22 protein-coding genes are annotated in these 22,226 nt (G+C 64.3%); 17 read left to right on the top strand and 5 right to left on the bottom strand.

The window, feature by feature from the left end; all coding sequences use genetic code 11:
• Positions 1-29: 29 nt before the first annotated feature.
• Positions 30-1,106, bottom strand: coding sequence for a LacI family DNA-binding transcriptional regulator (locus tag HNP00_RS00915; protein ID WP_184734950.1), 1,077 nt, complete (start codon positions 1,104-1,106; stop codon positions 30-32).
• A gap of 164 nt (positions 1,107-1,270) precedes the next feature.
• Between HNP00_RS00915 and HNP00_RS00910 the strand changes: the two genes are divergently transcribed.
• The 7 genes from HNP00_RS00910 to HNP00_RS00880 all read left to right on the top strand — a co-directional run bounded on the left by HNP00_RS00910 (position 1,271) and on the right by HNP00_RS00880 (position 7,021).
• Complete coding sequence (locus tag HNP00_RS00910) at positions 1,271-2,134, top strand: ABC transporter substrate-binding protein (RefSeq protein WP_395893766.1); 864 nt, start codon at positions 1,271-1,273, stop codon at positions 2,132-2,134.
• Between the two features lie 73 nt (positions 2,135-2,207).
• Positions 2,208-2,996, top strand: a complete 789-nt coding sequence (locus HNP00_RS00905; RefSeq protein WP_184734945.1) for an amino acid ABC transporter permease — start codon at positions 2,208-2,210, stop codon at positions 2,994-2,996.
• On the top strand, positions 2,993-3,769 hold the full coding sequence (locus HNP00_RS00900) for an amino acid ABC transporter ATP-binding protein (protein WP_311770460.1): 777 nt from the start codon (positions 2,993-2,995) through the stop codon (positions 3,767-3,769). The genes HNP00_RS00905 and HNP00_RS00900 overlap by 4 nt, the downstream gene beginning before the upstream one ends.
• Positions 3,769-4,812: a Gfo/Idh/MocA family oxidoreductase gene (locus HNP00_RS00895; protein WP_184734943.1), complete on the top strand. Its 1,044-nt coding sequence runs from the start codon at positions 3,769-3,771 to the stop codon at positions 4,810-4,812. The genes HNP00_RS00900 and HNP00_RS00895 overlap by 1 nt, the downstream gene beginning before the upstream one ends.
• A 75-nt stretch (positions 4,813-4,887) precedes the next feature.
• On the top strand, positions 4,888-6,009 hold the full coding sequence (locus HNP00_RS00890; RefSeq protein WP_184734941.1) for an FAD-binding oxidoreductase: 1,122 nt from the start codon (positions 4,888-4,890) through the stop codon (positions 6,007-6,009).
• Between the two features lie 210 nt (positions 6,010-6,219).
• Positions 6,220-6,468, top strand: a complete 249-nt coding sequence (locus HNP00_RS00885; RefSeq protein ID WP_184734939.1) for a hypothetical protein — start codon at positions 6,220-6,222, stop codon at positions 6,466-6,468.
• Positions 6,469-6,673: 205 nt separating this feature from the next.
• Entirely contained in the window at positions 6,674-7,021 is a 348-nt protein-coding gene (locus tag HNP00_RS00880; protein ID WP_184734937.1) for a YegP family protein, read from the top strand.
• Positions 7,022-7,189: 168 nt separating this feature from the next.
• Here the strand turns inward: HNP00_RS00880 and ligD are convergent, their stop codons facing one another.
• Positions 7,190-8,212, bottom strand: a complete 1,023-nt coding sequence (ligD, locus tag HNP00_RS00875; RefSeq protein WP_184734935.1) for a non-homologous end-joining DNA ligase — start codon at positions 8,210-8,212, stop codon at positions 7,190-7,192.
• Positions 8,213-8,289: 77 nt separating this feature from the next.
• Complete coding sequence (gene ggt / locus HNP00_RS00870; RefSeq protein ID WP_184734933.1) at positions 8,290-10,116, bottom strand: gamma-glutamyltransferase; 1,827 nt, start codon at positions 10,114-10,116, stop codon at positions 8,290-8,292.
• A 182-nt stretch (positions 10,117-10,298) separates the two neighbouring features.
• Here ggt and HNP00_RS00865 point away from each other — a divergent pair, with 182 nt between their 5' ends.
• The 10 genes from HNP00_RS00865 (at position 10,299) to HNP00_RS00825 (ending at position 20,358) form a co-directional block, all read left to right on the top strand.
• Positions 10,299-11,288 carry a LacI family DNA-binding transcriptional regulator gene (locus HNP00_RS00865; protein WP_184734931.1) on the top strand — a complete coding sequence of 330 codons (990 nt, stop codon included), beginning with the start codon at positions 10,299-10,301 and terminating at the stop codon, positions 11,286-11,288.
• Between the two features lie 2 nt (positions 11,289-11,290).
• Positions 11,291-12,271: a 2-hydroxyacid dehydrogenase gene (locus tag HNP00_RS00860; RefSeq protein ID WP_184734929.1), complete on the top strand. Its 981-nt coding sequence runs from the start codon at positions 11,291-11,293 to the stop codon at positions 12,269-12,271.
• Positions 12,268-13,485 (top strand): D-mannonate dehydratase ManD, encoded by a 1,218-nt coding sequence (gene manD, locus HNP00_RS00855; protein ID WP_184734927.1) that lies wholly within the window; start codon positions 12,268-12,270, stop codon positions 13,483-13,485. The genes HNP00_RS00860 and manD overlap by 4 nt, the downstream gene beginning before the upstream one ends.
• 3 nt (positions 13,486-13,488) lie before the next feature.
• Complete coding sequence (locus HNP00_RS00850) at positions 13,489-15,009, top strand: mannitol dehydrogenase family protein (protein WP_184734925.1); 1,521 nt, start codon at positions 13,489-13,491, stop codon at positions 15,007-15,009.
• Positions 15,006-16,058: an NAD(P)-dependent alcohol dehydrogenase gene (locus tag HNP00_RS00845; RefSeq protein WP_184734923.1), complete on the top strand. Its 1,053-nt coding sequence runs from the start codon at positions 15,006-15,008 to the stop codon at positions 16,056-16,058. The genes HNP00_RS00850 and HNP00_RS00845 overlap by 4 nt, the downstream gene beginning before the upstream one ends.
• A gap of 48 nt (positions 16,059-16,106) precedes the next feature.
• Positions 16,107-17,483 carry an MFS transporter gene (locus HNP00_RS00840; protein ID WP_184734921.1) on the top strand — a complete coding sequence of 459 codons (1,377 nt, stop codon included), beginning with the start codon at positions 16,107-16,109 and terminating at the stop codon, positions 17,481-17,483.
• A 159-nt stretch (positions 17,484-17,642) separates the two neighbouring features.
• Positions 17,643-17,915, top strand: coding sequence for a PfkB family carbohydrate kinase (locus HNP00_RS23085; protein ID WP_260404703.1), 273 nt, complete (start codon positions 17,643-17,645; stop codon positions 17,913-17,915).
• Positions 17,916-18,017: 102 nt separating this feature from the next.
• Positions 18,018-18,596 (top strand): carbohydrate kinase family protein, encoded by a 579-nt coding sequence (locus HNP00_RS23080; RefSeq protein ID WP_260404702.1) that lies wholly within the window; start codon positions 18,018-18,020, stop codon positions 18,594-18,596.
• Between the two features lie 424 nt (positions 18,597-19,020).
• On the top strand, positions 19,021-19,215 hold the full coding sequence (locus HNP00_RS00830) for a hypothetical protein (RefSeq protein ID WP_184734920.1): 195 nt from the start codon (positions 19,021-19,023) through the stop codon (positions 19,213-19,215).
• 9 nt (positions 19,216-19,224) lie between these two features.
• On the top strand, positions 19,225-20,358 hold the full coding sequence (locus HNP00_RS00825; protein ID WP_184734918.1) for a glutamate--cysteine ligase: 1,134 nt from the start codon (positions 19,225-19,227) through the stop codon (positions 20,356-20,358).
• Between the two features lie 891 nt (positions 20,359-21,249).
• Here HNP00_RS00825 and HNP00_RS00820 read toward each other — a convergent pair.
• Both HNP00_RS00820 and HNP00_RS00815 read right to left on the bottom strand, forming a co-directional pair.
• Positions 21,250-21,636 (bottom strand): low affinity iron permease family protein, encoded by a 387-nt coding sequence (locus HNP00_RS00820; protein WP_184734916.1) that lies wholly within the window; start codon positions 21,634-21,636, stop codon positions 21,250-21,252.
• Between the two features lie 288 nt (positions 21,637-21,924).
• Positions 21,925-22,191, bottom strand: coding sequence for a Rho termination factor N-terminal domain-containing protein (locus tag HNP00_RS00815; RefSeq protein WP_184734914.1), 267 nt, complete (start codon positions 22,189-22,191; stop codon positions 21,925-21,927).
• Positions 22,192-22,226 lie beyond the last annotated feature (35 nt).

The following is a 22,226-nucleotide window of genomic DNA, read 5'->3' as shown; positions in this document are numbered from 1 at the left end:
CCGCCGTCGTCGTCGTTCCCTGCTCGGATCTAGACTCTCGCGGTGCGCGCCATCGCGACCGATCCCCGCCGGATCAGCCGGGCGGAAAATTCAGGTCCGTCGGACGCGGGCTTCCGACCCTCGATTTGCCGGATCAGCGCATCGGCAGCGGCCACACCCATTTCGTACACGGGTTGGGCAATGACGGTCAACGGCGGGCTGGTCAAGCGTGTCCAGGAAAAGTCGTCATACATCAGGAACGAAACATCGGAGGGAATCGAAAGGCCCAGCTCCTGAATGGCTTCGACGACGCTGAGTGCTATGAGGCCGTCGGATGCCACAATGGCGGTGGCCGGTTCCGGCATGAGCAAAAGCTCGCGGGTGATATTCCGGATCGAATCCGCGTCGCCGGCGTTGAGCCTCACCTGGTCTTCCGAGAGCGTCAAGCCGATTTCCGTGAATGCCCGCCGCATGCCCTCCAGACGCTCGGAGATCTGCGAGGAGTCAAGCGCCATTCCGGCCCGGTACGGAGAGCCGGCTTTGAGGGTGGAGATAAACGCGATCCGACGGTGTCCGGCCTCGAGGAGGTACCGGGTGGACTCGTAGGAAATCTCGGCCATGCTCACCGCGATGGTCTCCACGTCCAGCCGCTCGGCCTTTCGGTCCAGGAGTACCAAGGGACGTCCGGTTTCGTGAACGTATCGTAAATGTTCTGTTTCAACAGACGACGCCGGGGCCACGATCAGCCCGTCCACGCGCTTATCGAGCAGGACATGAACCGCCTCGATTTCGGCGGTGAGTTCCTCGTCGGTGTTGATCAGGATGACGTTGTAACCGCTCTTCTTGGCGGTGTCCGTGATGCCCCTCGTCGCCAGTCCGAAATGCGGGTTTTCGATGTCGCCCACGACGACCCCGATGGTGTTGGATTTCCCCGTGTTCATGCTGCGGGCCAGCTCGTTGGGCCGGTAGGAAAGCTCCTCCGCCGCCGCAAGGACCCGGCCCCGAACCTCTTCACTGACGGCGCCGTAGTTTCCGAGGGCGCGTGCGGCCTGCGCCTTGGATACCTGGGCCGCCTTCGCGACGTCGGCGACAGTAATCTCGCGCCGCCTCGAACTGTTGCTGCTCATGCATGCCTTCCGAAGGGGCCTTGACGGCCAGTGTGGTTTGGGTTACATTTTTTGCAACCCCCTGTGAGTCCGGTCTCAATCATAATCACTGAGACCGGACTCAGCAAGGGAATTCTTAAAGGGCCTTGGGCCGTTTCCTTCTTCTCATGATTGGAAAATTTGCTGTGACTAAACGACTGAACTTCCGCCCAGGTGTGATCGTTGCGGCTGCTGTCGCAGCCCTCCTGGCGCTGAGCGGGTGTGGCGGATCGACCCCTGCCTCGTCGTCGACGGCCGGGAACCCTTACGGCCTCATCGAACCCGGCACCATCCGCGTGGCCAGCCTGGGCGATGCCAAGCCCTATACGTTCACGGACGCGACCGGAAACTTCACGGGCTTCGACGTGGAACTGTTCAAGGACGTCGCGCACCGCGCCGGCGTGGACAAGGTCGTCTTCACCGGACAGGACTTCTCGGCAATCCTGCCCGCGGTAGCCAACGGCCAGTTCGACGTCGGGGTTGCGGCCATCGGCATCACGGACAAGCGCAAGCAGACCGTGGACTTCTCCAACGGCTACCTCGCCGGATACCTGACCGTCCTGACGACCAAGACCTCAGGGATCAAGGATGTCAATGGCCTGGCCGGCAAGCGGCTCGGCGTGGTGCAAGGCACCCTCCAGGAAGCCTATGCCGTGAAGAACTTCCCCTCCGCCAACCTCGTACGTTTCCCGGACAACAACTCGGCGATCTCGGCCGTGAACAGCGGCTCGGCAGACGCGCACTTCCTCGACTACGAGGCCGCAAAGTCCTACGAACAGCAGTTCGGCCTGGTCAGCGCCGCCGACATTCCCTCCTTCGACGCACCGGCCGGGTTCGCACTGGCCAAGGACAAGACTGCCCTGAAGGACGCCTTGAACAAGGGACTGGCCGCGGCCATGGAGGACGGCACGTGGGAGAAGCTCTACCAGAAGTGGTTCCCGGGCTCCCCGATGCCTACCCAGTACCTGCCCAAGGCCGAGCAGACCGCCAGCCCGGCGCCCAGCAAGTAAGCCATCTGCTAGCAGGCGGGCGGACCCCACCCGGTCCGCCCGCCCAACAGCCAACTAAGTCTGAGAGCAAACCATGGACTGGTTAAGCACCATCACACGTACATTCTTCGATTTCGGCGCGATGGCCGAAGTCCTGCCGCAGCTGATCGGCGTCGGCCTGTTGAACACGCTGATCATTTCGGTCTCCGCCACAATCATCGGCGTCGCATTAGGCATGGTAGTTGCCGTCATGGGGATCTCATCCTCCGCATGGTTGCGCGTCCCTGCCCGTATCTACACCGATCTGTTCCGGGGCCTCCCGGCGATTCTCACGATCCTGCTGATCGGACAGGGCTTCGCCCGGCTGAGCCAGTCAATCTTCGGCCCCTCCCCCTACCCGCTCGGCATTATCGCCTTGAGCCTGATCGCCAGCGCCTACATCGGTGAGATCTTCCGGGCCGGCATCCAAAGCGTCGACAAAGGCCAGGGCGAGGCCTGCCGGGCCCTGGGCATGAGCTACGCCAAATCGATGCGGCTCGTGGTAGTGCCGCAAGGCATCCGCCGGGTCCTGCCGGCCCTGGTGAACCAGTTCATCGCGATCGTCAAGGACTCTTCGCTGGTGTACTTCCTCGGACTACTGGTCAGCGAACGCGAGCTCTTCCGGGTGGGCCAGGACGCCGCCGTACTCTCCGGAAACCTGTCGCCCTTGGTCATGGCCGGCGTCTTCTACCTCGTCATCACCGTGCCACTGACCCACCTCGTGAACTACTTCGACAGCCGCTTCCGCACGGGCCGCCGTCGTCCGAGCGCGCCGAGCAGCGGCCTGAAGGAAGTCACAGAACTCGACGCGGCATCGCCGCTGATCACCGGGAGCAACACATGAGCGCCAGCACGAGCACCAACAACACCGCCGCCGGTGTCCAGACATTCCACGGTTCCAGCCTGGAGCTAAGAAACCTGACCATGGCGTACGGCGACATCGGGGTGCTGCGCAACGTCAGCCTGAACGTTGCGCCCGGCACCACCACGTGCATCATCGGCCCCTCCGGATCCGGCAAGTCGACACTGCTCCGTGGCGTCAACAGGCTTCACGAACCCAAGAGCGGCGACGTCCTCCTAGCCGGTGAAAGCGCGCTCACGGTCAAACCGGACATCCTGCGCAGCCGCATCGGCATGGTGTTCCAGCACTTCAACCTCTTCCCGGACCACACCGCCCTCGAGAACGTGGCCCTGGCGCTCTGGAGCGTGAAGGGAATGTCCAAGGCCGCAGCCAGGGAACGTGCCCACCGCAGCCTCGCCGAAGTGGGGCTCGCCGAACGCGCGGACCATCGCCCCCGCGATCTCTCCGGTGGCCAGCAACAGCGCGTCGCCATCGCCCGGGCCCTGGCCATGGAACCCGAGGTCATGCTCTTCGACGAGGCCACGAGTGCGCTGGACCCGGAGCTCGTCAAGGGAGTGCTGAACCTCATGGCCGGCCTGGGCAAACGCGGAATGACCATGCTGGTTGTCACCCACGAGATGGGCTTCGCCCGCAAAGTCGCCGACCAAGTGGTCTTCATGGACGAAGGAGAAGTCGTGGAATCAGGCACCCCTGCCGAACTCTTCGACAACCCCCGCAGTGAACGGCTCCAACGATTCCTTTCGGAAGTCCTGTGATGCGGAACCCTGCACGCGCTACCATCCGCACGGCCGTCGTCGGGTTCGGGATCTCCGGCAAGGTCTTCCATGCGCCGCTGATAGCTGCTGACCCGAGCTATTCCCTCGACGTCATCGTCACGGCGAACCCGGAGCGCGCCGCGGAAGCGGCCGGGATCTACCCCGACGCACGGATTGTCCCCACTCCGGAAGCACTATTCGAGCTGGCCCCGGACCTTGACCTCGTGGTCCTTGGCACTCCCCCGATCACCCACTTCGATCTCGCCGCAACTGCGATCGCCCACGGCCTACACGTGGTGGTGGACAAGCCCTTCGTCGCGACGTCCGCCCACGGTGACGAGCTCATCGAGAGGGCGTCCGACGGCGGTGTGCGGCTGACGGTCTTCCAGAACCGCCGGTGGGACGGGGACTACCTGACGCTCCAGAAGGTCATCCGGGAAGGTGGCCTGGGAGAGATCCGAAGCTTCGAATCCCGATTCGAGTGGTGGCGTCCCGAAGGCTTCGGCAATTGGCGGGACAGCGCGTCCCTGGCCGAAGGCGGCGGCATCCTCCATGATCTTGGTGCCCATTTGATCGACCAGGCCGTGCAGCTTTTCGGTCGCGTTGAAGATTGCTACGGCGAGACAGCAAACCACGGACAACACCCGGCGGGCGCCGATACCGAGGCTTTCGTGTCCCTGTTCCACACCTCGGGAGTGCGGACCAGGCTGTGGATGAACGGCGTGGCTGCCCAGGTAGGACCGCGGTTCCACGTTCTGGGTTCGAAGGCCGGTTACACCAAGTGGGGACTGGACAGCCAGGAGGCGGCCCTCGCAGCCGGCCTGTCGCCGTCGGATCCCGCCTATGGCGTTGACCCCGTAAGTTCATGGGGCGTCCTGGGGACTGACGGAGACCAGGAGCCCGTGCCTGCCGAAACCGGCGCCTACCCCCGGTTCTATGCCGAACTCGCAGCCGCCATTCGGGGGGATGGACCGTTGCCCGTGGACCCCGCGGAATCACTTGAAACCCTCAAAGTCATCGAAAGAATCCACGCCTTCGCGTAGGCAGGCAGATCTTTCCAGCTATGCCACGGTTCGCCCCGCGCGGCCAACAACCAAACCCCAAAGAAAGGGAGAGCCATGTCCTCCACGCCCCCTACCAAACATGTCGTCGTCATCGGCGGCGGCATCCTCGGAGTCTCCACTGCGGTCCACCTGCTCCGCGAAGGCGCGTCCGTTGTCCTGCTGACAGAAAAGGGCCTCGCGAGCGAGGCCAGCGGCCGCTCGCTGTCCTGGCTCAACTCCGCCGGAGAACGCTCCACCCCTTACCACCAGTTGCGCCTCACCGGGGTCGACCGTTACCGCACATTGTTCGCCGCGGATCCCGGCCGTGAATGGCTGCAATTCGGCGGCGGGCTCATGTGGAACGCCGCCGGACAGCAGGCCGTCACGGAAGCACGCCACGCTTACGAGAAGTCGGTGGGGTACGACTCCAAGCTGCTGACACCTGAAGAGGTTGAATTCGCCACCCCAGGCATCAATGCCAGCGCAGTGCCGGATTGCGCCATTTTCAACCCCGGCGAAGGCTGGGTCAGCCTGCCGGACCTGATCGAATTCCTCATGGAAGAATTCCACGCCCGCGGAGGCCACCTTGTCCTCAACGCAGGCAAGGCTTCGGTCACGGTCGACGGCGGCCGTGCCACCGGCGTCGAGACCGCCGGCGGCGAAACCTACCAAGCCGACGCCGTCCTCGTGGCTTGCGGTGCCGCCACCCCTGCCGTCGTCGCACCCCTCGGCGTCGACATCCCCAACGGCTCCCCCGTCTCCATGCTCGTGCTGACCAAGCCGGTGGACCACGAAGTACAGGCCGTCATGAACACCCCCCGCGCCGCCATCCGGCCCAACCCGGGGCACACCTTTGCGCTGGACCACGACTGGTACGAAGAGCACATCACCGAGCACGGGGACGGCTCCTTCAGCATCCCTGATGGCATCGTCCAGGAACTCGCTGACGAGGCGTCCAAGCTCATCGCCGGCAACCGCGAGCTCAAGCCGGCGTCCTGGAAGATCGGTTACAAGCCCATTCCGGGCGACGGTGAACCGGTGCTCGGCGAACTCGGTCAAGTGCCGGGCTGCTATGTTGCCTTCACCCACTCCGGGGCGACGCTCGGGCTCATCGTCGGCGAACTGCTGGCTGATGAAATCCTCACGGGAAGCAAGCACCCCATGCTCTCCACCTTCCGCCCCGGCAGGTTCTCATAGTCGACCATGCAGGATGGCTGGCGCCACAAAAAGGGGGCCCAGCCATCCCCCAATTGCGTTCGCGTCACAAACCGCCGTTTCGAGGCCATATTCATCGTTCTGATCCCCAAGCAATGAACAATCCGGGCGCCCTTATTACTATCTAGAGTGGATGGGGGCGAATTCCGGACTCACCCGGGACCGGCCGGGATGACTATTGGGGAGCTGGCAGTGTCGGAACCTTTGGAGTCTCAAGACCCACTCGTCGAGCCGGAACCGGTTCTGGTTCCCGGTGACGGCAGTGATAGCTTGGCCGGCCTGCGTCAGCAAGCGCAGGACATCATCGACGAAGTCCTCAGCGGAACCGAACCGAGCGGCGAACACCTCAGGGCAAAACTCAGGTCCAGCATTGCCCGACATCCCGGATTCCCGGAACTGGCACTGCTTGAGCACCTGATGAACCGGGCCAGCGGCAACTGACCTGCCCGGTGGTTGCACACGTTTTACACAGGGTTTACTCACGCGGTCTTGTTAGCCTCAACGCAGTCAGCGCAGACTGAATATCACGTGAAAGACGGTTCACGGTGGTTGTTCAATCAGAGCAGCGGACGCGGAATGCAGTGATGCTCCGTCCCGCTCGTGGTGGAGTCGCTACTGAGCAGGATCCGCAGACCGGGAGGTAGCAGTGGCCGGCATATTTGAAGTGTTTATTGATGGGGAGTCTTTTTTCAGGTTCCGTATCAAATCACCTGACGGAGCGGTCATCGCTGTTTCGGAGCCGTTCGAGGACAAGCCCGCGGTTGTCGCCGGCATCGCCGCTGCGCGGGAGTGTGCAGGTATGGGACTGGTCACCGACCTTTGCCCGGCGGCCGTCGTACGCGAACCCGCCGCGACCGTTCGTCCGAGCGCGGTTCCCCACGGTGCTGGTCCCCAGGCACGTCACGAACCGCGGAAGGCCGCAGACGGATTCCGCACCCGTGCCAAGGAACTCCGGCGAGCGTCAGCCGCGCCGAGATGGACCGGCGCGGCGTAAGAGGCCGACAACGTCAGGACCGACGGCGCACTGGGGGACTCACCTGGGTCTCAGCAGGCAAGATGCGCCGCCGGCCGTTTTGGTCCAGCCCTCATTCTTCCACCTTTGTCCCATCGTGACTATCCTCACGATGACGCGTGGCGCTGCACTTTGGGACGGCGTAGTTGGTCAGTCATGCTTGCGCGCTCGACTTGGCTGTACACGCGGTGGTTCACCCGGCATCTTCGGGTAGTCGGGCGGGAACGGCAGCTCCCCGAGCCCGGCTCCGAGATCGCGTTCCCACCATTGAAGCAAGAGGTCAATTTTCCCTGCTTTGGAGTTCATGTCACCCCAAGGGTCCCCCACGGATTTCAGCCTTCCAGGCACGGTGAGGATGGTGAAGTTCTTCGGGTCGGCAGTTTCCAGTTCCTCCCAAGTGATTGGACATGAGACCGGCGCATGAGCGAGCGCGCGCGGGCTGTAGGCGCCTGCTATGGTGCGGTCGCGGTTGGCCTGGTTGAAGTCCACGAACACCCGTTCGCCTCGTTCTTCCTTCCACCAAGCCGTGCTGACCTTGCCCGGCATCCGCCGCTCGAGCTCCCGGGCGGCGGCAATCACGGCATGCCGAACGTCCAGGAACTCATGCGAGGGTTCAATCGGAGCATAGACATGAAGTCCCCGGTTTCCTGAGGTCTTGATAAAGGTGGTCAGCCCGGCCTCCGCAAGCACGTTCTTCAGCTCAAGCGCGGCGGGAATCGCGTCGTCGAAATCTGTTCCGGGCTGCGGGTCCAGGTCGATCCGCAACTGGTCGGGGTTATCCGTGTTTTCGGCGCGTGACGGCCACGGGTGGAAGACCACCGTGTTCATTTGGACGGCCCACACGGCCGCGGCTGGCTCGTCGAGGACCAATTGGGGATGCGAGCGCGCACTCGGATAGATCACCTTTACCGACCGGACAAAGTCTGGGGTTCCTTTCGGCGGATTCTTGGAGAAGAACTGTTCTCCGTCTATGTTGTCCGAAAAGCGCTGCAGGGAGACCGGCCGGTCACCGTTCGCCGCTATGAATGCTTCCCCGACATCAGCAATGTAATGCGCGAGGTCCAGCTTGGTCAGGCCCACCTCCGGCCAGAGAACCCGGTTGGGACTGGAGATCCGCACTTCCCGGGAACCGTTCGGCCCGTCAACGTTGAGGGTAGTTGCTTCGGTAGCCATGGGGACAAGTTACCCCAGGGCCGCCCTTGGCGTCAGCACCACAGCGGACCGAATGGACGAGGCCCGGTGGTTCCGGCTCATCGAGATGGGTTCAACACCATCGCCGAGCCTCCTCCCCGTCTGACCGGCTCGGCGGCGGCGATCATGCGCCCGTTGGGCCTGAACTCGATCGCTGTTGCCGCACCGATTTCCGCAGCTGAGGTGAAAGCGTCACCGGATGGCGTGAATTGATGGCCATACGGTGTCAGTTGGCTCCCGTATGCCTTGATGAAGTCCGGCTCGGCAGTGACCTTGGCAGTGTTCCGTTGTGAAGCACGCGGGGCGGCGATCGCGTCGGAAATGCTCATGCCCAGGTCCACCCTGTTCAGGATGGTCTGCAACACGGTGGTGATGATTGTCGATCCGCCGGGTGACCCGAGGGCGAGGAACGGTTTGCCGTCCTTGAGGATGATGGTCGGCGACATCGAGGAGCGCGGCCGCTTGCCCGGCTCGATCCGGTTGGGATCGCTAGCGCTGTAGACGGCCGAGAAATCGGTCAGCTCGTTGTTGAGCAGGAACCCCCGCCCTGGAACGACGATGCCCGATCCACCAGTCTGCTCGATGGTGAGCGTGTACTCAACCACGTTTCCCCACTTGTCCGCGACCGTCATGTTGGTCGTCGAGATGTTTTCCGTGTCCTTCTCATCGGCGAGCTCGGCAGCAGAAGCCGGGCACACGCCGTCGTACCCGGACACATCCCCCGGTGCGACGGGCTTCGTGGCCGCGTGCAGCGGGTCGATCTGGCAGGCGCGTTCCTTGCCGAACAGCGGGTCAGTGAGCGCGGCGGTGGGAACGTCAACGAACGCGGGGTCGCCCACGTACTTTCCACGGTCGGCGAAAGCGAGCGCGCTCGCCTCAAGGTAGTAGTGCAGGGCAGCGGGCTTGGACATCTCCGAAAGGTTGACGGTGTCCAGGATGTTCAGGGCCTCGCCTACCGTGGTGCCCCCGCTGCTCGACGGGGCCATGCCGTACAGGTCAAGTCCGCGATAGTCGACGTGCGTGGGTGCCTGGTCCAGGGGTTTGTACGCCGCGAGGTCTTCGGTGGTCATGTGCCCCACGGGGATCGGCAGCGTGGTGGTGGCCGTCTTTGGCGGCGCCTGGACTGTTGCTGCGATCTCAGCAGCGAGTGGGCCGCTGTAGAAGGCGCTGGTGCCCTGCTTCGCGAGGAGCCGGTACGTTGCGGCGAGGTCGTGGTTCTGGAAGACGCTTCCGACGGCGGGTGCGTCGCCTCCCGGGAGGAACAGCTTGCTCGTGGAGCTGAACGCCGCGAAGCGGAGCTTGTTGTCGAGTGTCTGTTGGCGGAAGGTGGGATCGACCACGAAGCCTCGGGTCGCGACCTTGATGGCGGGTTGGAGGGCGTCGCCCAGGCTCAAAGTACCCCAGCGGTCCAGTGCGCGTTCCCAAGTGGCCGCGGTTCCGGGGACACCCACGGAGACGCCGCTCGTGACGAGTTCGGGGGTGAAGTTATACGGCTTGCCCGTGGCGGGATCGATGAATGCGTCGTGCGTCATGGCCGCGGGGGCGGTTTCGCGGCCGTCGATCGTGCCGATCTTGCCGGTCTTCGCGTTGTAGAACACGAAGTAGCCGCCACCTCCGATCCCGGCACTGTACGGCTCAGTGACGCCCAGGGTCGCGGCCGCTGCGACGGCGGCGTCGGCTGCGTTGCCGCCCTTGCGAAGCACCTCGATCGCGGCGGCGGATGCCTCAGGGTCAACGGTGCTCACCGCACCGCCATATCCGGTGGCGGTAGCGGTCTTTTCAGTCTGGCGCGGATCGGCAAACGCAGGACTGGCGACGGCGCCGCTCGTCACGCTCAGCGCAAGTACTGCCGTCATGGTGGCCAGTCGAAGTCTCAGATGTGGCATGGTCGTTCCTCATCAAATAGTGCGAGTTGGCGGTGGGGCCACCCTACTCCGCGACTACGCGACGCTCAACGGACCCAGGCAACTTTGGGCTGAGCAACAACCTCAATGCAAACTCTTGACAAACTTGTACAAGTATTTCCATACTTGCAGGACAAGGTTTCAACGAAGCAACTGGAGGACAGATGTCGGCAAAACTCACGGATGTCGCAAAGCTGGCAGGGGTATCCTTGGCAACGGCGTCGCGCGCATTCGGAGACCCCGGCCGCCTGGCAGCCGAAACGCGGCAGAAGGTCATGGCCGCGGCCGAGCAGCTGGGCTACGACGTGCCCGGAGTCACGGGCAGCCGAACGTTCGGCGTCATCGTCCCGGATATCTCCAACGCAGTCTTCGCGGCCCTGATCAAGGCCATCCAGGACCAGGCATGGCACGGCCGCCACCGAATGGTCCTCGCCGACACCTCGGAATCCTCTTCCCGGGAACGGGCCCACCTTGAGTCCTTCGCGACGGGCGTGGACGGCATCATCCTCTGCTCGCCCCGGCTGCCTTCCGCACAGATACACGAGCTCGCCGGGAGTGCTCCGCTGGTTGTCATCAATGGCGAGGCCGAGCACGCGGCACGGGTACTCATGGAGGCCGGCGAAGGAATCCGCCAGGCCGTCGAGCACCTTTACGCCCTCGGCCACCGCAAACTCGCCTACATCCCCGGACCCTTATCGTCATGGGCCAACGGCCAGCGCCTTGCCGCCATCACCCGCTTCTGCGCTGATTGGGGCATCGAACTCGTCACCGTGGGCAACCAGAACGCAACCGTCGACGGCGGACTGGCCGCGGCGGCGTCGGTAGTCGCCAGCGGCGCCACCGCAGTCATTGCCTACAACGATCTGGTCGCCATCGGCATGCTCGCCGGCGCCCGGACCCTCGGCTACCACTGCCCGGAGGACATCAGCGTTGTGGGCATCGACGACCTCGACATCGCCGCCGCGGCAGAACCCGGACTCACGTCTGTCCGCGTACCCATCGACCGAAGCGGCGCACTCAGCCTCGAGCTCCTGCTGGAGCAGATGGCCGGAAAGCCGATGGCCACGGAAGCCGTCCACCTCAGCTCCCAACTCATCGTGCGTGGCTCCACATTCGCCGCGCGAACTGCCGAGCAAGCCCTCCAGGGAAAGTAGCCATGAGAATCGTCATCGCAGACCCCAATCTGATGCCCCAGCGGTCCACCTTCGAGGCCGCCCTTCCTGAGGGATCCCTCACGTCTTGGCACGACAGCTGGAACGAGCATGCCGTCCTGACAGACCTCAAGGATGCCGACGCCTACGTGGGTCCACGCTTCACCGAGGCCATGGGCGCAGCCGCCAGCAACCTTCGCCTGGTCCATGTGGGCGGTGCCGGTTACGACGGCATCGACGCCGATGCTTTGCCCGCCGGGGCGGTCTGCGCCAACACCTTCCACCACGAAAGCTCCATTGCCGAACACATCGCCGCGGTCCTGGTGGCCTTGCGCCGCAACCTGATCGGCCAGGACGCGGCGCTTCGGAGCGGCGTCTGGTCTTCCTCTGTCTACTCCCCCGAGATCCGGCAGCCTGAAACACTCCGCGGTGCTGTGGTGACATTCCTCGGGTTCGGGCACATCGGCGGCGCCGCCTGGTCGCTCCTCAAGGCCTTCGGCGCCGAGGGTATCGCCATCACCCGCAGCGGCAGCGTAGACGCTCAGGCCAACTCCCTGCGCTGGGCCGGCACTACCGAACGGCTTGGCGAGGCACTCAGTGAATCGGACATCCTCGTGGTCAGCATTCCGCTCTCGGAGCAAACCACCGGCATCATCAGCGCAGCTGAACTCGACGACCTTGGCCCGGACGGGTTGCTCGTCAACATTGCACGCGGACCCGTCGTCAACGAACCCGCGCTCTACGAAGCGCTGAAAGACCGGCGGATCGCGGGGGCCGCGATAGACGTCTGGTACCAATACCCGGGCGCTGACGGCCGCGGTGAACCGTCCGCACTTCCTTTCGGCCGACTGGACAACATCATCATGACCCCGCACTCCTCCGGCGTCACCGCTGAAACCTTCCGCAGCCGCGCTCTCGAGATCGCCGAAAACATCACCCGCCTTTCCAAAAACCAGCCGCTGAAGAATGTAGTGATTTCCCGATGACCCGAAAAATCGTCGACGTCGACGTCCTGGTAACCAGCCCCAGCCGCAACTTCGTCACCCTCAAGATCACCACCGACGACGGCATCGTCGGTTGGGGTGACGCCACGCTGAACGGCCGCGAGCTCTCCGTCGCGAGCTACCTCCGCGATCACCTCGGACCGGCCCTGCTAGGCAGGGACGCAGACCGTATCGAAGACACGTGGCAATACTTTTACAAAGGCGCGTACTGGCGCCGCGGCCCGGTGACCATGGCCGCAATCGGCGCCATCGACCTCGCCCTCTGGGACATCAAAGGCAAGGCCCTCGGCGTTCCGGTTTACCAGCTCCTGGGCGGCGCAGCCCGCGACAAGATCCTCACCTACACGCATGCCACCGGCTGGGACCTGCCGGAACTGCTGGACTCAGTGGACCAGCGCCGCGAACTAGGCTTCCGCGCCGTCCGCGCCCAGTCCGGCGTCCCCGGGCTCGACAAGGTCTACGGAGTCACCAAGGGCGCCGCGAGTTACGAACCTGCCGGCCGCGGCGCTGGTCCAGTCGAAGAAGACTGGGATACCTCCGCCTACCTGCGCCACGCACCAGAAATCCTCTCGGCAGTCCGCGAGCACGTCGGACCCGAGTTGAAGCTCCTCCACGACGTCCACCACCGGCTCAATCCCACCGAAGCCGCCCGATTGGCCCGCTCCCTGGAAGACGTGGACCTGTTCTGGCTCGAGGACGTCACCCCCGCCGAGAACCAGCGGCTGCTGCGCACACTGCGACAGCAGACCACTATTCCGCTAGCTATCGGGGAAGTCTTCAACACCGTCTGGGATGCCGAGTTTCTCATCACTGAACGGCTCATCGATTTCATCCGCACGGCTGTCGTCCACGCCGGAGGCATTTCCCACGTCCGCAAGATCCTGGCTCTCGCTGAGGTGTACCAGATCAAGGGCGCACCCCACGGGCCGTCCGACGTCTCCCCCATCAACCTGTCCGCATCGCTGCACCTCGGCCTCGCCACGAGCAACTTCGCCATCCAGGAATACATGGGCTACGACCCCTTGGTGTCCGAGGTCTTCCAATCGAGTTTCCGTTTCGAAGACGGTTACCTGCACCCCGGCGACGAGCCCGGGCTCGGTGTCCACGTGGATGAAGAAGCCGCTGCCCGGTTCCCTTATACGCAGGCCTACCTGCCCGTCGCCCGGGAGCTCGACGGCTCCATGAAGGACTGGTGAAGCATGGCCACGCCAAGCCTCCCGCCACTGAACGCCGAAACCTCCGGAATCCTGCGCCGAACCGCAGCTCCAGCCCCGGGCATCGTGCACCTCGGCTTCGGCAACTTCCATCGTGCGCACCAGGCGGTCTATACGGATGTCGCCGTCGCGGCGCACGGCGGCGACTGGGGAATCATCGGAATTTCCAGCCGTTCCTCAGCCATCACCGATGCCATGCATGCCCAAGACATGCTGTACACCGTCGTCGAGATCTCGCCGGAAGGCTCAAAGTTCTCGACGCCACGCGTGCATACGGACGCCTTCGTCGCAGCACAGGACCCTCAACGCGTCGTGGCCACCATTGGCGCCGAGACCACACGCATCGTGTCCCTGACGGTTACGGAAAACGGCTACACCTACAGCCCGGCAACGGGCTCGCTGAACGTTGCCGATCCTGACGTCCAACACGACATCGCCACAGCAGGCAGACCCCGCACGCCGATCGGGCAGATCGTCCGCGGACTGCAGCAGCGGGCACGGTCCCACGGCAAACCAGTGACGGTCCTCAGTTGCGACAACCTCGCAGACAACGGGCACCACACCCAACGCCTGGTCCGCGAATTCGCATCACTGTTGCCGACGGCTGAAGCCGCCGAAACGTTGCATTGGATCGGTGCCAACGTCACCTTCCCGTCGTCCATGGTGGACCGGATCGTACCCGCCACGACAGACCACTACCGTAGCCTTGTCGCCGAGCAACTCGGCTACGCCGACCAGATCCCCGTACCTGCCGAGCCCTTCACAATGTGGATCCTAGAGGACAACTTCATCGCGGGCCGCCCGGCCTGGGAGGCTGCGGGGGCCATCTTTACGGACGACGTCGCGGCGTACGAGCAGCTCAAGGTCCGGCTCCTCAACGGCACCCATTCGCTGATCGCCTACCTCGGAGCGTTGTCCGGCGCAGCGACCATTCCGGATGCCACGGGCACGGACTATATCGAGGCAGCCGCCCGCCGCGTACTCCGCGATGAGTACCTTCCGAGCGTGACTGTACCCGCCGCCGTCGACGTCGACGCCTACGTGGAGCAGCTCTTCTCGCGTTGGCGCAACTCGGCATTGGGGCACCGGACCAGCCAGGTGGGCAGCGACGGTTCCGTCAAACTCCGCCAGCGGATGCCGGTTCCAGCCCTGGAAATGCTCGACGCCGGCGCGATGCCCCACTACCTCGCCCTCACCACGGCCGCATATCTGTCATGCATCGCACCCCTCCAGGGTTTCGACCCCGGCAAACACGCCAACGAAATGCAAGACCCCGCGCGGGAAACACTCCAGAAGCTCGCAGCGGGATCCTCCTCCGGACGGGACCTCGCCGCCAAGGTACTCGGCGAACACCATCTCTTAGGTGACGAACTCGCCACCCGTGGAGACTTCATCCGCCGCACCGGTGAACTGATCGACATCGTCCACCGGCAAGGACCCCTCGCCGCCGCAAACGCGGCAGCCGAGTCAACCTCACTTCCCGCCCAGATCCGGAGCATCCGATGACCACCCAAGCAGTCCGCCGCGCCGACGGATCCTCTCTCCCGCTGACCACGGAAGCGGCCGTCCTGCACGGCGCAGGAGATCTCCGCATCGAACAGAAATCCCTGAAGTCCCTCGGACCGAACGATGTCCTGGTCGAGATGCGCTCCGGCGGGATCTGCGGCTCGGACATGCACTATTTCGCCGACGGTCGCAACGGCACCAACGTCCTTCGCCAGCCCACGGTTCTCGGCCATGAAGGTGCCGGCGTCGTCGTCGCAGCCGGTGAGGCAGCCAGCATCGCCGTGGGCACCGCCGTCGTGATTGAACCGGCGCTGCCCTGCTGGAACTGCCCAACGTGCCTCTCCGGGCGCTACAACCTCTGTCCGACGGGGACGTGCTTCGGTTCCCCGCCGACCGACGGGCTGTTCGCCCGCCACGTGGTGGTGCCCGAGGCCGCCCTTCACGAACTTCCGGCCAACATCCCGGCCGACATCGGGGCAGCGATCGAACCGCTCGCCGTCGCGGTCTGGGCGGTTGAACGGGCGCAGGTCCAGGCCGGACACCGGGTCCTGATCACAGGCACAGGGCCGATCGGCCTGCTCGTGGCGCAAGTGGCGGCCTCCCGCGGCGCGTCGGAGATCATCGTGACAGACGTCAATGACGACCGCCTGGCTGTTGCGGCCCGGTTCGGCGCCACTCTGGCCATCAACACCTCAGCGACGGCCTTGGAGTTGAAGGACCTGGATCGCCTGATCGAGTGCTCCGGCAATACCCGCGCCCTGGCCGATGGCATCCAAACCCTGGCCCCTGCTGCCCGGGCAACGGTGGTCGGCCAAGCACGGCCCACCGTGGACGGGATCCCGCTCGGATTCCTCCAACGCTACGAAATCGACCTCGTGACCGCGTTCCGGTACGCCAACGCCTTCCCGACGGCGATCCAGCTCGCTTCATCGGGAGTTGTGGCCCTCCGGTCCATCGTCACTTCCACGTTTGACCTCACCAACGCCGCGGCCGCGCTCGCGGCCCCGGTGACAGACCCCACCAATCTCAAAGTCCTCATCACTTACTGACTCGGCTCACGAACGGGCCAGCGGACATCCATTCAAAGGAGTATGGAAATGACCACAGCAGCAAACCTGCCACCCACACCGGTGGACCAAAGCAAGGTGCGGAAGGCCGCCGTCGCAGGACTCATCGGCACCACCCTGGAACTCTACGATTTCGTCATCTATGGAACGGCGTCGGCGCTGGTTTTCAGCAAGCTCTTCTTCCCCAACATTTCCCCCGCCGCGGCACTCCTGGCCAGCTTCAGCACCTTCGCCGTCGGCTTCCTGTTCCGGCCACTCGGCGGAATCTTCTTCTCCCACTTCGGCGACCGGCTTGGCCGCAAGTGGATCCTGGTGGTCACCCTGCTTCTCATGGGCGGGGCGACGCTGGCGATCGGGCTCCTGCCGACCTTCGACCAGATCGGGCTCTTTGCCCCGGTCCTCCTGTGCCTCTGCCGCGCAGCCCAAGGCTTCGGCGCCGGCGCCGAACAATCAGGTGGCGCAACGCTGCTCACGGAATCCGCCGCCCCGGGAACCCGAGGCAAACTGGCCTCGCTGATTATGGTTGGCGCCGCTGCCGGAACGGCGTTGGGCGCACTCGTGTGGATCGCAGCCCAGTCCCTGGCACCCAACGACATGCTCACATGGGGTTGGAGGCTCGTCTTCCTCTCCAGCATCTTCGTCACGATCGCCGCGCTGGTCATCCGGCGCAAGCTGGACGAGTCACCGGTGTTCGAAGAAATCAAGCAAGCCCGCACGGAGCCCCCGGCACCCCTGAGGGAAGTTGCCAAGTACGGCAAGGCGAACGTCCTGCGCGTCATCCTCATGAACCTCGGCGTCAGCACCCAGTCCTACACCATCCAGGTGTTCATGGCTTCGTACCTGATCTCGGTAGTCGGGACGGACCCCAAATTCATCCCGCCCGTGCTGTTGATCGGTGCACTCTGTGGAGGTGTGGCGGCCGTTTCCTTCGGGACCCTGTCAGACAAGATCGGACGCAGGCGCGTTGTCTCCCTCATCACCGGCGCCCTCATCCTCTTCCCCGCCCCTGCGTTCCTGCTCCTGACCACCGGCTCACCGGTCGCCATCGTGCTGGTGATCGTGGTCGGATTCGTCCTGGCGTGCCAAGGCGTGGTGGGCGTGCACATGAGCTACTTCCCTGAGATCTTCGGCAGCCGCTACCGCTACGCAGGCGTTACCTTGGGCCGCGAATTCTCTTCCATCATCGGCGGAGGCATCGCTCCCATGATCTGCGCTGCCCTGCTGGGCATGTTCAGCAACTCATGGATTCCCGTAGCGATCTACATGTCGGCGACCATGCTCGTCAGCTTCATCGCCACCCGCATGTCGCCGGAAACGCTCAACCGCGACCTCACGGATCCTGAGGACGCAGCCCACGGCAAAAGCGGTGTTGTCCCGGTGACCTCCGAAGCGCAGCACGTCCAATAGCACCCGACGGTCCACGACGGCGGCCTGTGCCGCCGTCGGGAGGCCCCGTCAGCCTCGGAGGACCGCTCCTCGACGACGCGTTCAAAGGCGGGAGCAAGACCGAACTGACCGCACGGGCTCGGCAGGTCCGTGCCCTCGTCGACCAGGCACTGACGAGCGATGACCACCAAGCCTTACGTCGTTACCCTCGGCGAAACCATGGCGCTCATGGCTGCGGACAAAGCTGGCCCGCTGGCCCATGCGTTCGTCATGAGCCTCGGCATCGGAGGGTCTGAGTCCAACGTCGCCATCGGCCTCCAACGCCTCGGCGTCCAGACAGCCTGGTGCGGCCGCATCGGAGCGGACTCCCTCGGCCAACTCGTGGAATGGGAGATCCGCGCTGAGGGCGTCGATGTCCGGGTCACCGTGACGACAATGCGCCGACTGGGCTGATGATCAAGGAACGCCGCACCCCAACCTCTCAGAAGGTGGCCTACTACCGGTCCGGCAGTGCCGGCTCACGGATGACGTCCGACGACGTCGACGCACGGCTGATTGAGCGGGCCGCGCTGCTGCACGTCAGCGGCATCACTCCGGCGCTCTCCCCACAAGCCGCTGCCACCCTTCATTTTCGCCGTCGCCACGGCCCGCGCGGCGGGCGTTCCCGTTTACTTCGACCTGAACTACCGCAGCAAGCTCTGGGACGCTGAGACCGCCGGACGTGCCTACAGGGAGATCATCCCTCGCGTGGACATCGTCTTCGCCGGCCTTGAGGAGGCCGAACTCGCCGTCGGAACAGTGCGCGACGCCGAAGAGGCCGCCAGAAGCATCGCTGCCATGGGCCCCAGCCAAGTGGTCATCAAGTTGGGCGCTGTCGGCGCCTTGGCATTCGTCGACGGCCAGGTTTTCAGGCAAGAAGCATTGGCCATCGAAGCCCTCGATACCGTAGGCGCCGGAGACGCGTTCGTCGCCGGCTACCTGGCCGAATTCGTGGAGGGCCCGGGGCCCCGGGAGCGTCTTCAAACAGCGGTCAGCACGGGCGCGTTTGTGTGCCTCGTACCCGGCGACTGGGAGGGGCTCCCCCGGCGCGATGAACTGCGACTCCTTGGCAACCATGAACCGGTCAGCCGATGAGCAAATTCTTTGTAGGGGCCTATGCGGCTGCACCAAGCTTGAACGGATGGGATCCGTTGACTGAAGGCAGGTTTCTCAAATCTGTCCTGGAACTGGACGGCGTGCCGGCCTCGAAGTCCCCATCACGGGGAAACTGCCCAAAGAGGGGTGGCTTGTAAAAAGTGAAATATCCGACTAACGTTCCGCCGTGCATGGCCCCCGCCAAAGCATCGTGTCGCGACCTCGCCTCGTGGTTCGGCCTCACTGGCATCTCCGCTGACGGTGGGCCCGTAACACGGAAGCTGATCACCGCGCGCTGGGACTGGCTCCTTTCTGGGCAAGGACCCCCGGCGGGACGATGGCTTAATGCTGCCTGTGGCCCGGTTTGTTCACCAGCACGCGGTTATGCCTTCTGTCCGGGAGGGTGCGGTGGGATGATGCAGGCATGAGCGAAAACAAGGAGCCGCAGGTCCCGGCGCAGCCCAGCCATCGGGTGACACGGCCGCCGGTCACGCTGATGGAGGATGCCGGTAGCCCGGCCACACATCAAATGCGCATCATCGCACGCCGCCGCAACGACGCGGAGGCCAAACTCGAACAACAGCTCCACCGGTCCCCGGAGGGAGAAGGGACCACGTAGGAGACGCAGGTGCGCACGATCGGGGTTGAGGAAGAGTTCCTCATTGTCGCGGAGGGAAACGGACTGCCCTTGCCGCTGGCCGGAAACATTCTGGATGCCGTCGGGCCAATGGGTTCCGGGCCCGTCTTGACAACGGAATTCAAGCAGGAGCAGATCGAAGTCAACACCAGGCCATGCCGGACCGTGGAGGGGCTTCTGGCCGAAATCCTCGCCGGGCGGGCCTTGGCGGATGGGGCGGCCCGCGGGCTGGGGGCCCGAATTGCCGCGACCGCCACTCCGCCCGTGTTCTCCTCGACCTTTACCCTGGGGAACCGGCGGTATGCGGTCATGGCCGAGCGCTTCGGAGTGGTTGCGCGGGAGCAGATCACGTGCGGGTTCCACGTCCACGTTTCCATTGACTCCCGCGAGGAAGGTATCGGAGTGCTGGACAGGATCAGGCCCTGGCTCCCGGTGCTCCTGGCGCTGAGTGCCAACTCGCCGTTCTGGAAGGCCGAGAACACCGGTTTCGCCAGCTACCGGACGCAAATGTGGAGTAAATGGCCCACCGCCGGCCCGACCGAGGTCTTCGGTTCCGCCGCCCGCTACGATCGCGCGATAGCGGGGCTTATTGAGACGGGGGTGCTCCTTGACGAGGGCATGGTCTACTTCGACGCCAGGCTCTCGAAAAACAACCCCACTGTGGAGATCAGAGTCGCCGACATCTGCCTGTACGCCGAGGACGCCGCCGTCCTCGCCGCGGTGATCAGGGCCTTGGTGGAAACCTCCGCCCGGGAATGGCTGCTCGGGACCGCTCCCCCCGCCGTGGACACCGGCACGCTCAGGCTCGCCAACTGGCAGGCGAGCCGCTATGGAGTCAACGAATCCTTGATCGGACCCCTCGACGGACGGCCCTGCCCAGCGGCCCGGGCCGTCGACGCGTTGAGCAGCCATGTCCGCCACGCCCTGGAGCAATCCGGAGACCTCATGCTGGCCCGTGCCGGTCTGGCCGACATTCTCTCGCGTGGAACCGGCGAGCGGCTGCAGCGCCAGGCCTTCGGGCGAGGGAACACCGCCGATGTTGTCGCGGCCATTGTCTCCGCCACCCACGGAGGCGGGCGCCCGGACGGCAAGACAGAAGCAGTCCCGGAAAGAGAATCGATATGAGAGCCGTCATCGACCACCGTTCACGACGGATGCGGACGTTCCGGCCGCGGCGTTCCGCCGCTTCCTGCCCACGCAACCGATGTGGCCGCCGAGACTGAGCCCGGGGCCCGCACATGAGGTTTCTCCGTCGCCGGTTCCCCGTGAAGCGCCCCCCGCGTCAACATAGCGCTCCCCCGCTGCTACCGGTCATACCAGCGGTAGCTTGGCGACCGGATCCGCACCAAACACCACCGGATCAAGGCTGGCACGCTCCAACACCATTGCGGATGGACGGACGATCATAGCAGAGCGAAGCTGCCGGCGGAACGTGTCGCCCGCGTCCCTGTCTCCCCGACACGGCGGCGCAGGCTTTCCAGTTCGCGGAGATGCCCAGAGAGGGGGCCGGCGACGTCTGGGGGTCGAGAGCTCAGGCGCCGGGCTCTGGAAGCTCTCTTCGTCACCGGCCCGTCCATTAACCGGCCCGCACGGCTAGCCGGTTGGCTCGCAGACACATTTGACTCTGATTCAAGTCCACACCCTGCCCGGTGACATTGCACGAGTACGGTGTGCTTGATTTCTACCCGTACCCGCGAGGGTCCGGTCTAGGAACCCGGTATGGAGAACTGGATTCGTTTCCGCGTCACATTGCCGATCCAGGCCTGCGGCACCTTTCGATTCCGCTGCTCAAACAAATGGAAACCGGGGCTCATTCCCGGAGCCGGGGGAGGCGATCCCGGAGACCCCGAACGCCGGTATTTCCGGGGAGGTGCCGAACGGCGCGGCACCCAGAGTACGACCGACGACGGTGGCGCCCCCCGGGAGACTCTGCATTTCGGTGCCATGGACAGAGCCGGGTCTGCTGCCAGGATTGGCGGTGATTTCAGTAGAGTCCATCGGTGCTGATTCACCGGATCAGTCGGCCCCGGCCTCGGCCTGTTCCTCCATGTGCCGACGCTGCTCGTCGAGTTCCTTCTCGCCTTCCTCTTCTGCTTCATAGAGTTTGGCGTTGGTGATCCGAAGCTCACGCATGACAGCATCAAGCTTCAGGTGCAGGGCCGCGCTGTCCCGGTTCTGGGTGTTCTGGATGATGAAGACCATCAGAAACGTCACTATCGTGGTGCCCGTGTTGATGACCAGCTGCCAGGTATCGGAGAAGCCCAGCAACGGGCCGGTGAATGCCCAGACGATCAGCACAACGACGGCTGCAGTGAACACCCAGGCGTGGCCGAGAACTTTGGCGACCTTGGTGGTGAACCTGGTGAAAAAATCCTGATGGGTTTCTCGCCCGTTGCTGGTCATGCAGCCATCATCTCCGATTTCCTCGGGCCTCGAAAGCGATCAAATGCCGGGTTGCCTGAGTAGCTGGGCGGAGGCAGAGCAGCGTGAAAGGAGGTGCCAAGGCACCGGAGAGCCTGTCACCCTGTGGAGGCCGGAAAGTTGCGGCGCTGGCCCTCGTCCTGAGCGTCATATCGCGTCTGTTGCGGCCAGGTCCGGTCTGCGCTGCTGGTAAGGCCAAGTCGTCCTGCAGGCTGGCCTTGGAACTAAGACAGTCCACCGGCGAATCGCGGGTTCGGCTGACCGAGGGTCTCAGTGGTTGCGAAGGGCTTCAATGAGTTCGGTTTTGTTCTTTCTGGAATAACCGTGCAGGCCAAGTTCCTTGGCCCGGGCCTTGAGTTCCGAGACGGTGCGTTCGTCGTAGTCTTCCGCGTTGGCTCCGCGGCTGCCGACAATCCCACGTCCTTCATTGGCTGCCGCGTTCGAAATGCGGGCAGCCTTCTCTTTGGATGCACCGTCTTTCCTGAGTTCTTCGTACAGCTCCGGGTCTTTCAGGCTCGGGTTCTTCTTGTTCGGCACGCTTTCTCACTCCTTCGGGAAGACGTCCGTCAACG

Source organism: Arthrobacter sp. AZCC_0090 (assembly GCF_014207375.1).
Classification (GTDB): Bacteria; Actinomycetota; Actinomycetes; order Actinomycetales; family Micrococcaceae; genus Arthrobacter.
This window is presented reverse-complemented; position numbering and strand designations above follow the sequence as displayed.

Bases quoted from the DNA above. Each gene is read 5' to 3' on its own strand.
- HNP00_RS00830 (WP_184734920.1), top strand. From the start codon at position 19,021: ATGAGCGAAAACAAGGAGCCGCAGGTCCCGGCGCAGCCCAGCCATCGG.
- HNP00_RS23085 (WP_260404703.1), top strand. From the start codon at position 17,643: ATGACCACCAAGCCTTACGTCGTTACCCTCGGCGAAACCATGGCGCTC.
- manD (WP_184734927.1), top strand. From the start codon at position 12,268: ATGACCCGAAAAATCGTCGACGTCGACGTCCTGGTAACCAGCCCCAGC.
- HNP00_RS00865 (WP_184734931.1), top strand. From the start codon at position 10,299: ATGTCGGCAAAACTCACGGATGTCGCAAAGCTGGCAGGGGTATCCTTG.
- HNP00_RS00905 (WP_184734945.1), top strand. From the start codon at position 2,208: ATGGACTGGTTAAGCACCATCACACGTACATTCTTCGATTTCGGCGCG.
- HNP00_RS00840 (WP_184734921.1), top strand. From the start codon at position 16,107: ATGACCACAGCAGCAAACCTGCCACCCACACCGGTGGACCAAAGCAAG.
- HNP00_RS00890 (WP_184734941.1), top strand. From the start codon at position 4,888: ATGTCCTCCACGCCCCCTACCAAACATGTCGTCGTCATCGGCGGCGGC.
- HNP00_RS00900 (WP_311770460.1), top strand. From the start codon at position 2,993: ATGAGCGCCAGCACGAGCACCAACAACACCGCCGCCGGTGTCCAGACA.
- ggt (WP_184734933.1), bottom strand. From the start codon at position 10,116: ATGCCACATCTGAGACTTCGACTGGCCACCATGACGGCAGTACTTGCG.
- HNP00_RS00820 (WP_184734916.1), bottom strand. From the start codon at position 21,636: ATGACCAGCAACGGGCGAGAAACCCATCAGGATTTTTTCACCAGGTTC.
- HNP00_RS00850 (WP_184734925.1), top strand. From the start codon at position 13,489: ATGGCCACGCCAAGCCTCCCGCCACTGAACGCCGAAACCTCCGGAATC.
- HNP00_RS00860 (WP_184734929.1), top strand. From the start codon at position 11,291: ATGAGAATCGTCATCGCAGACCCCAATCTGATGCCCCAGCGGTCCACC.
- HNP00_RS00845 (WP_184734923.1), top strand. From the start codon at position 15,006: ATGACCACCCAAGCAGTCCGCCGCGCCGACGGATCCTCTCTCCCGCTG.
- HNP00_RS00895 (WP_184734943.1), top strand. From the start codon at position 3,769: ATGCGGAACCCTGCACGCGCTACCATCCGCACGGCCGTCGTCGGGTTC.
- ligD (WP_184734935.1), bottom strand. From the start codon at position 8,212: ATGGCTACCGAAGCAACTACCCTCAACGTTGACGGGCCGAACGGTTCC.
- HNP00_RS00915 (WP_184734950.1), bottom strand. From the start codon at position 1,106: ATGAGCAGCAACAGTTCGAGGCGGCGCGAGATTACTGTCGCCGACGTC.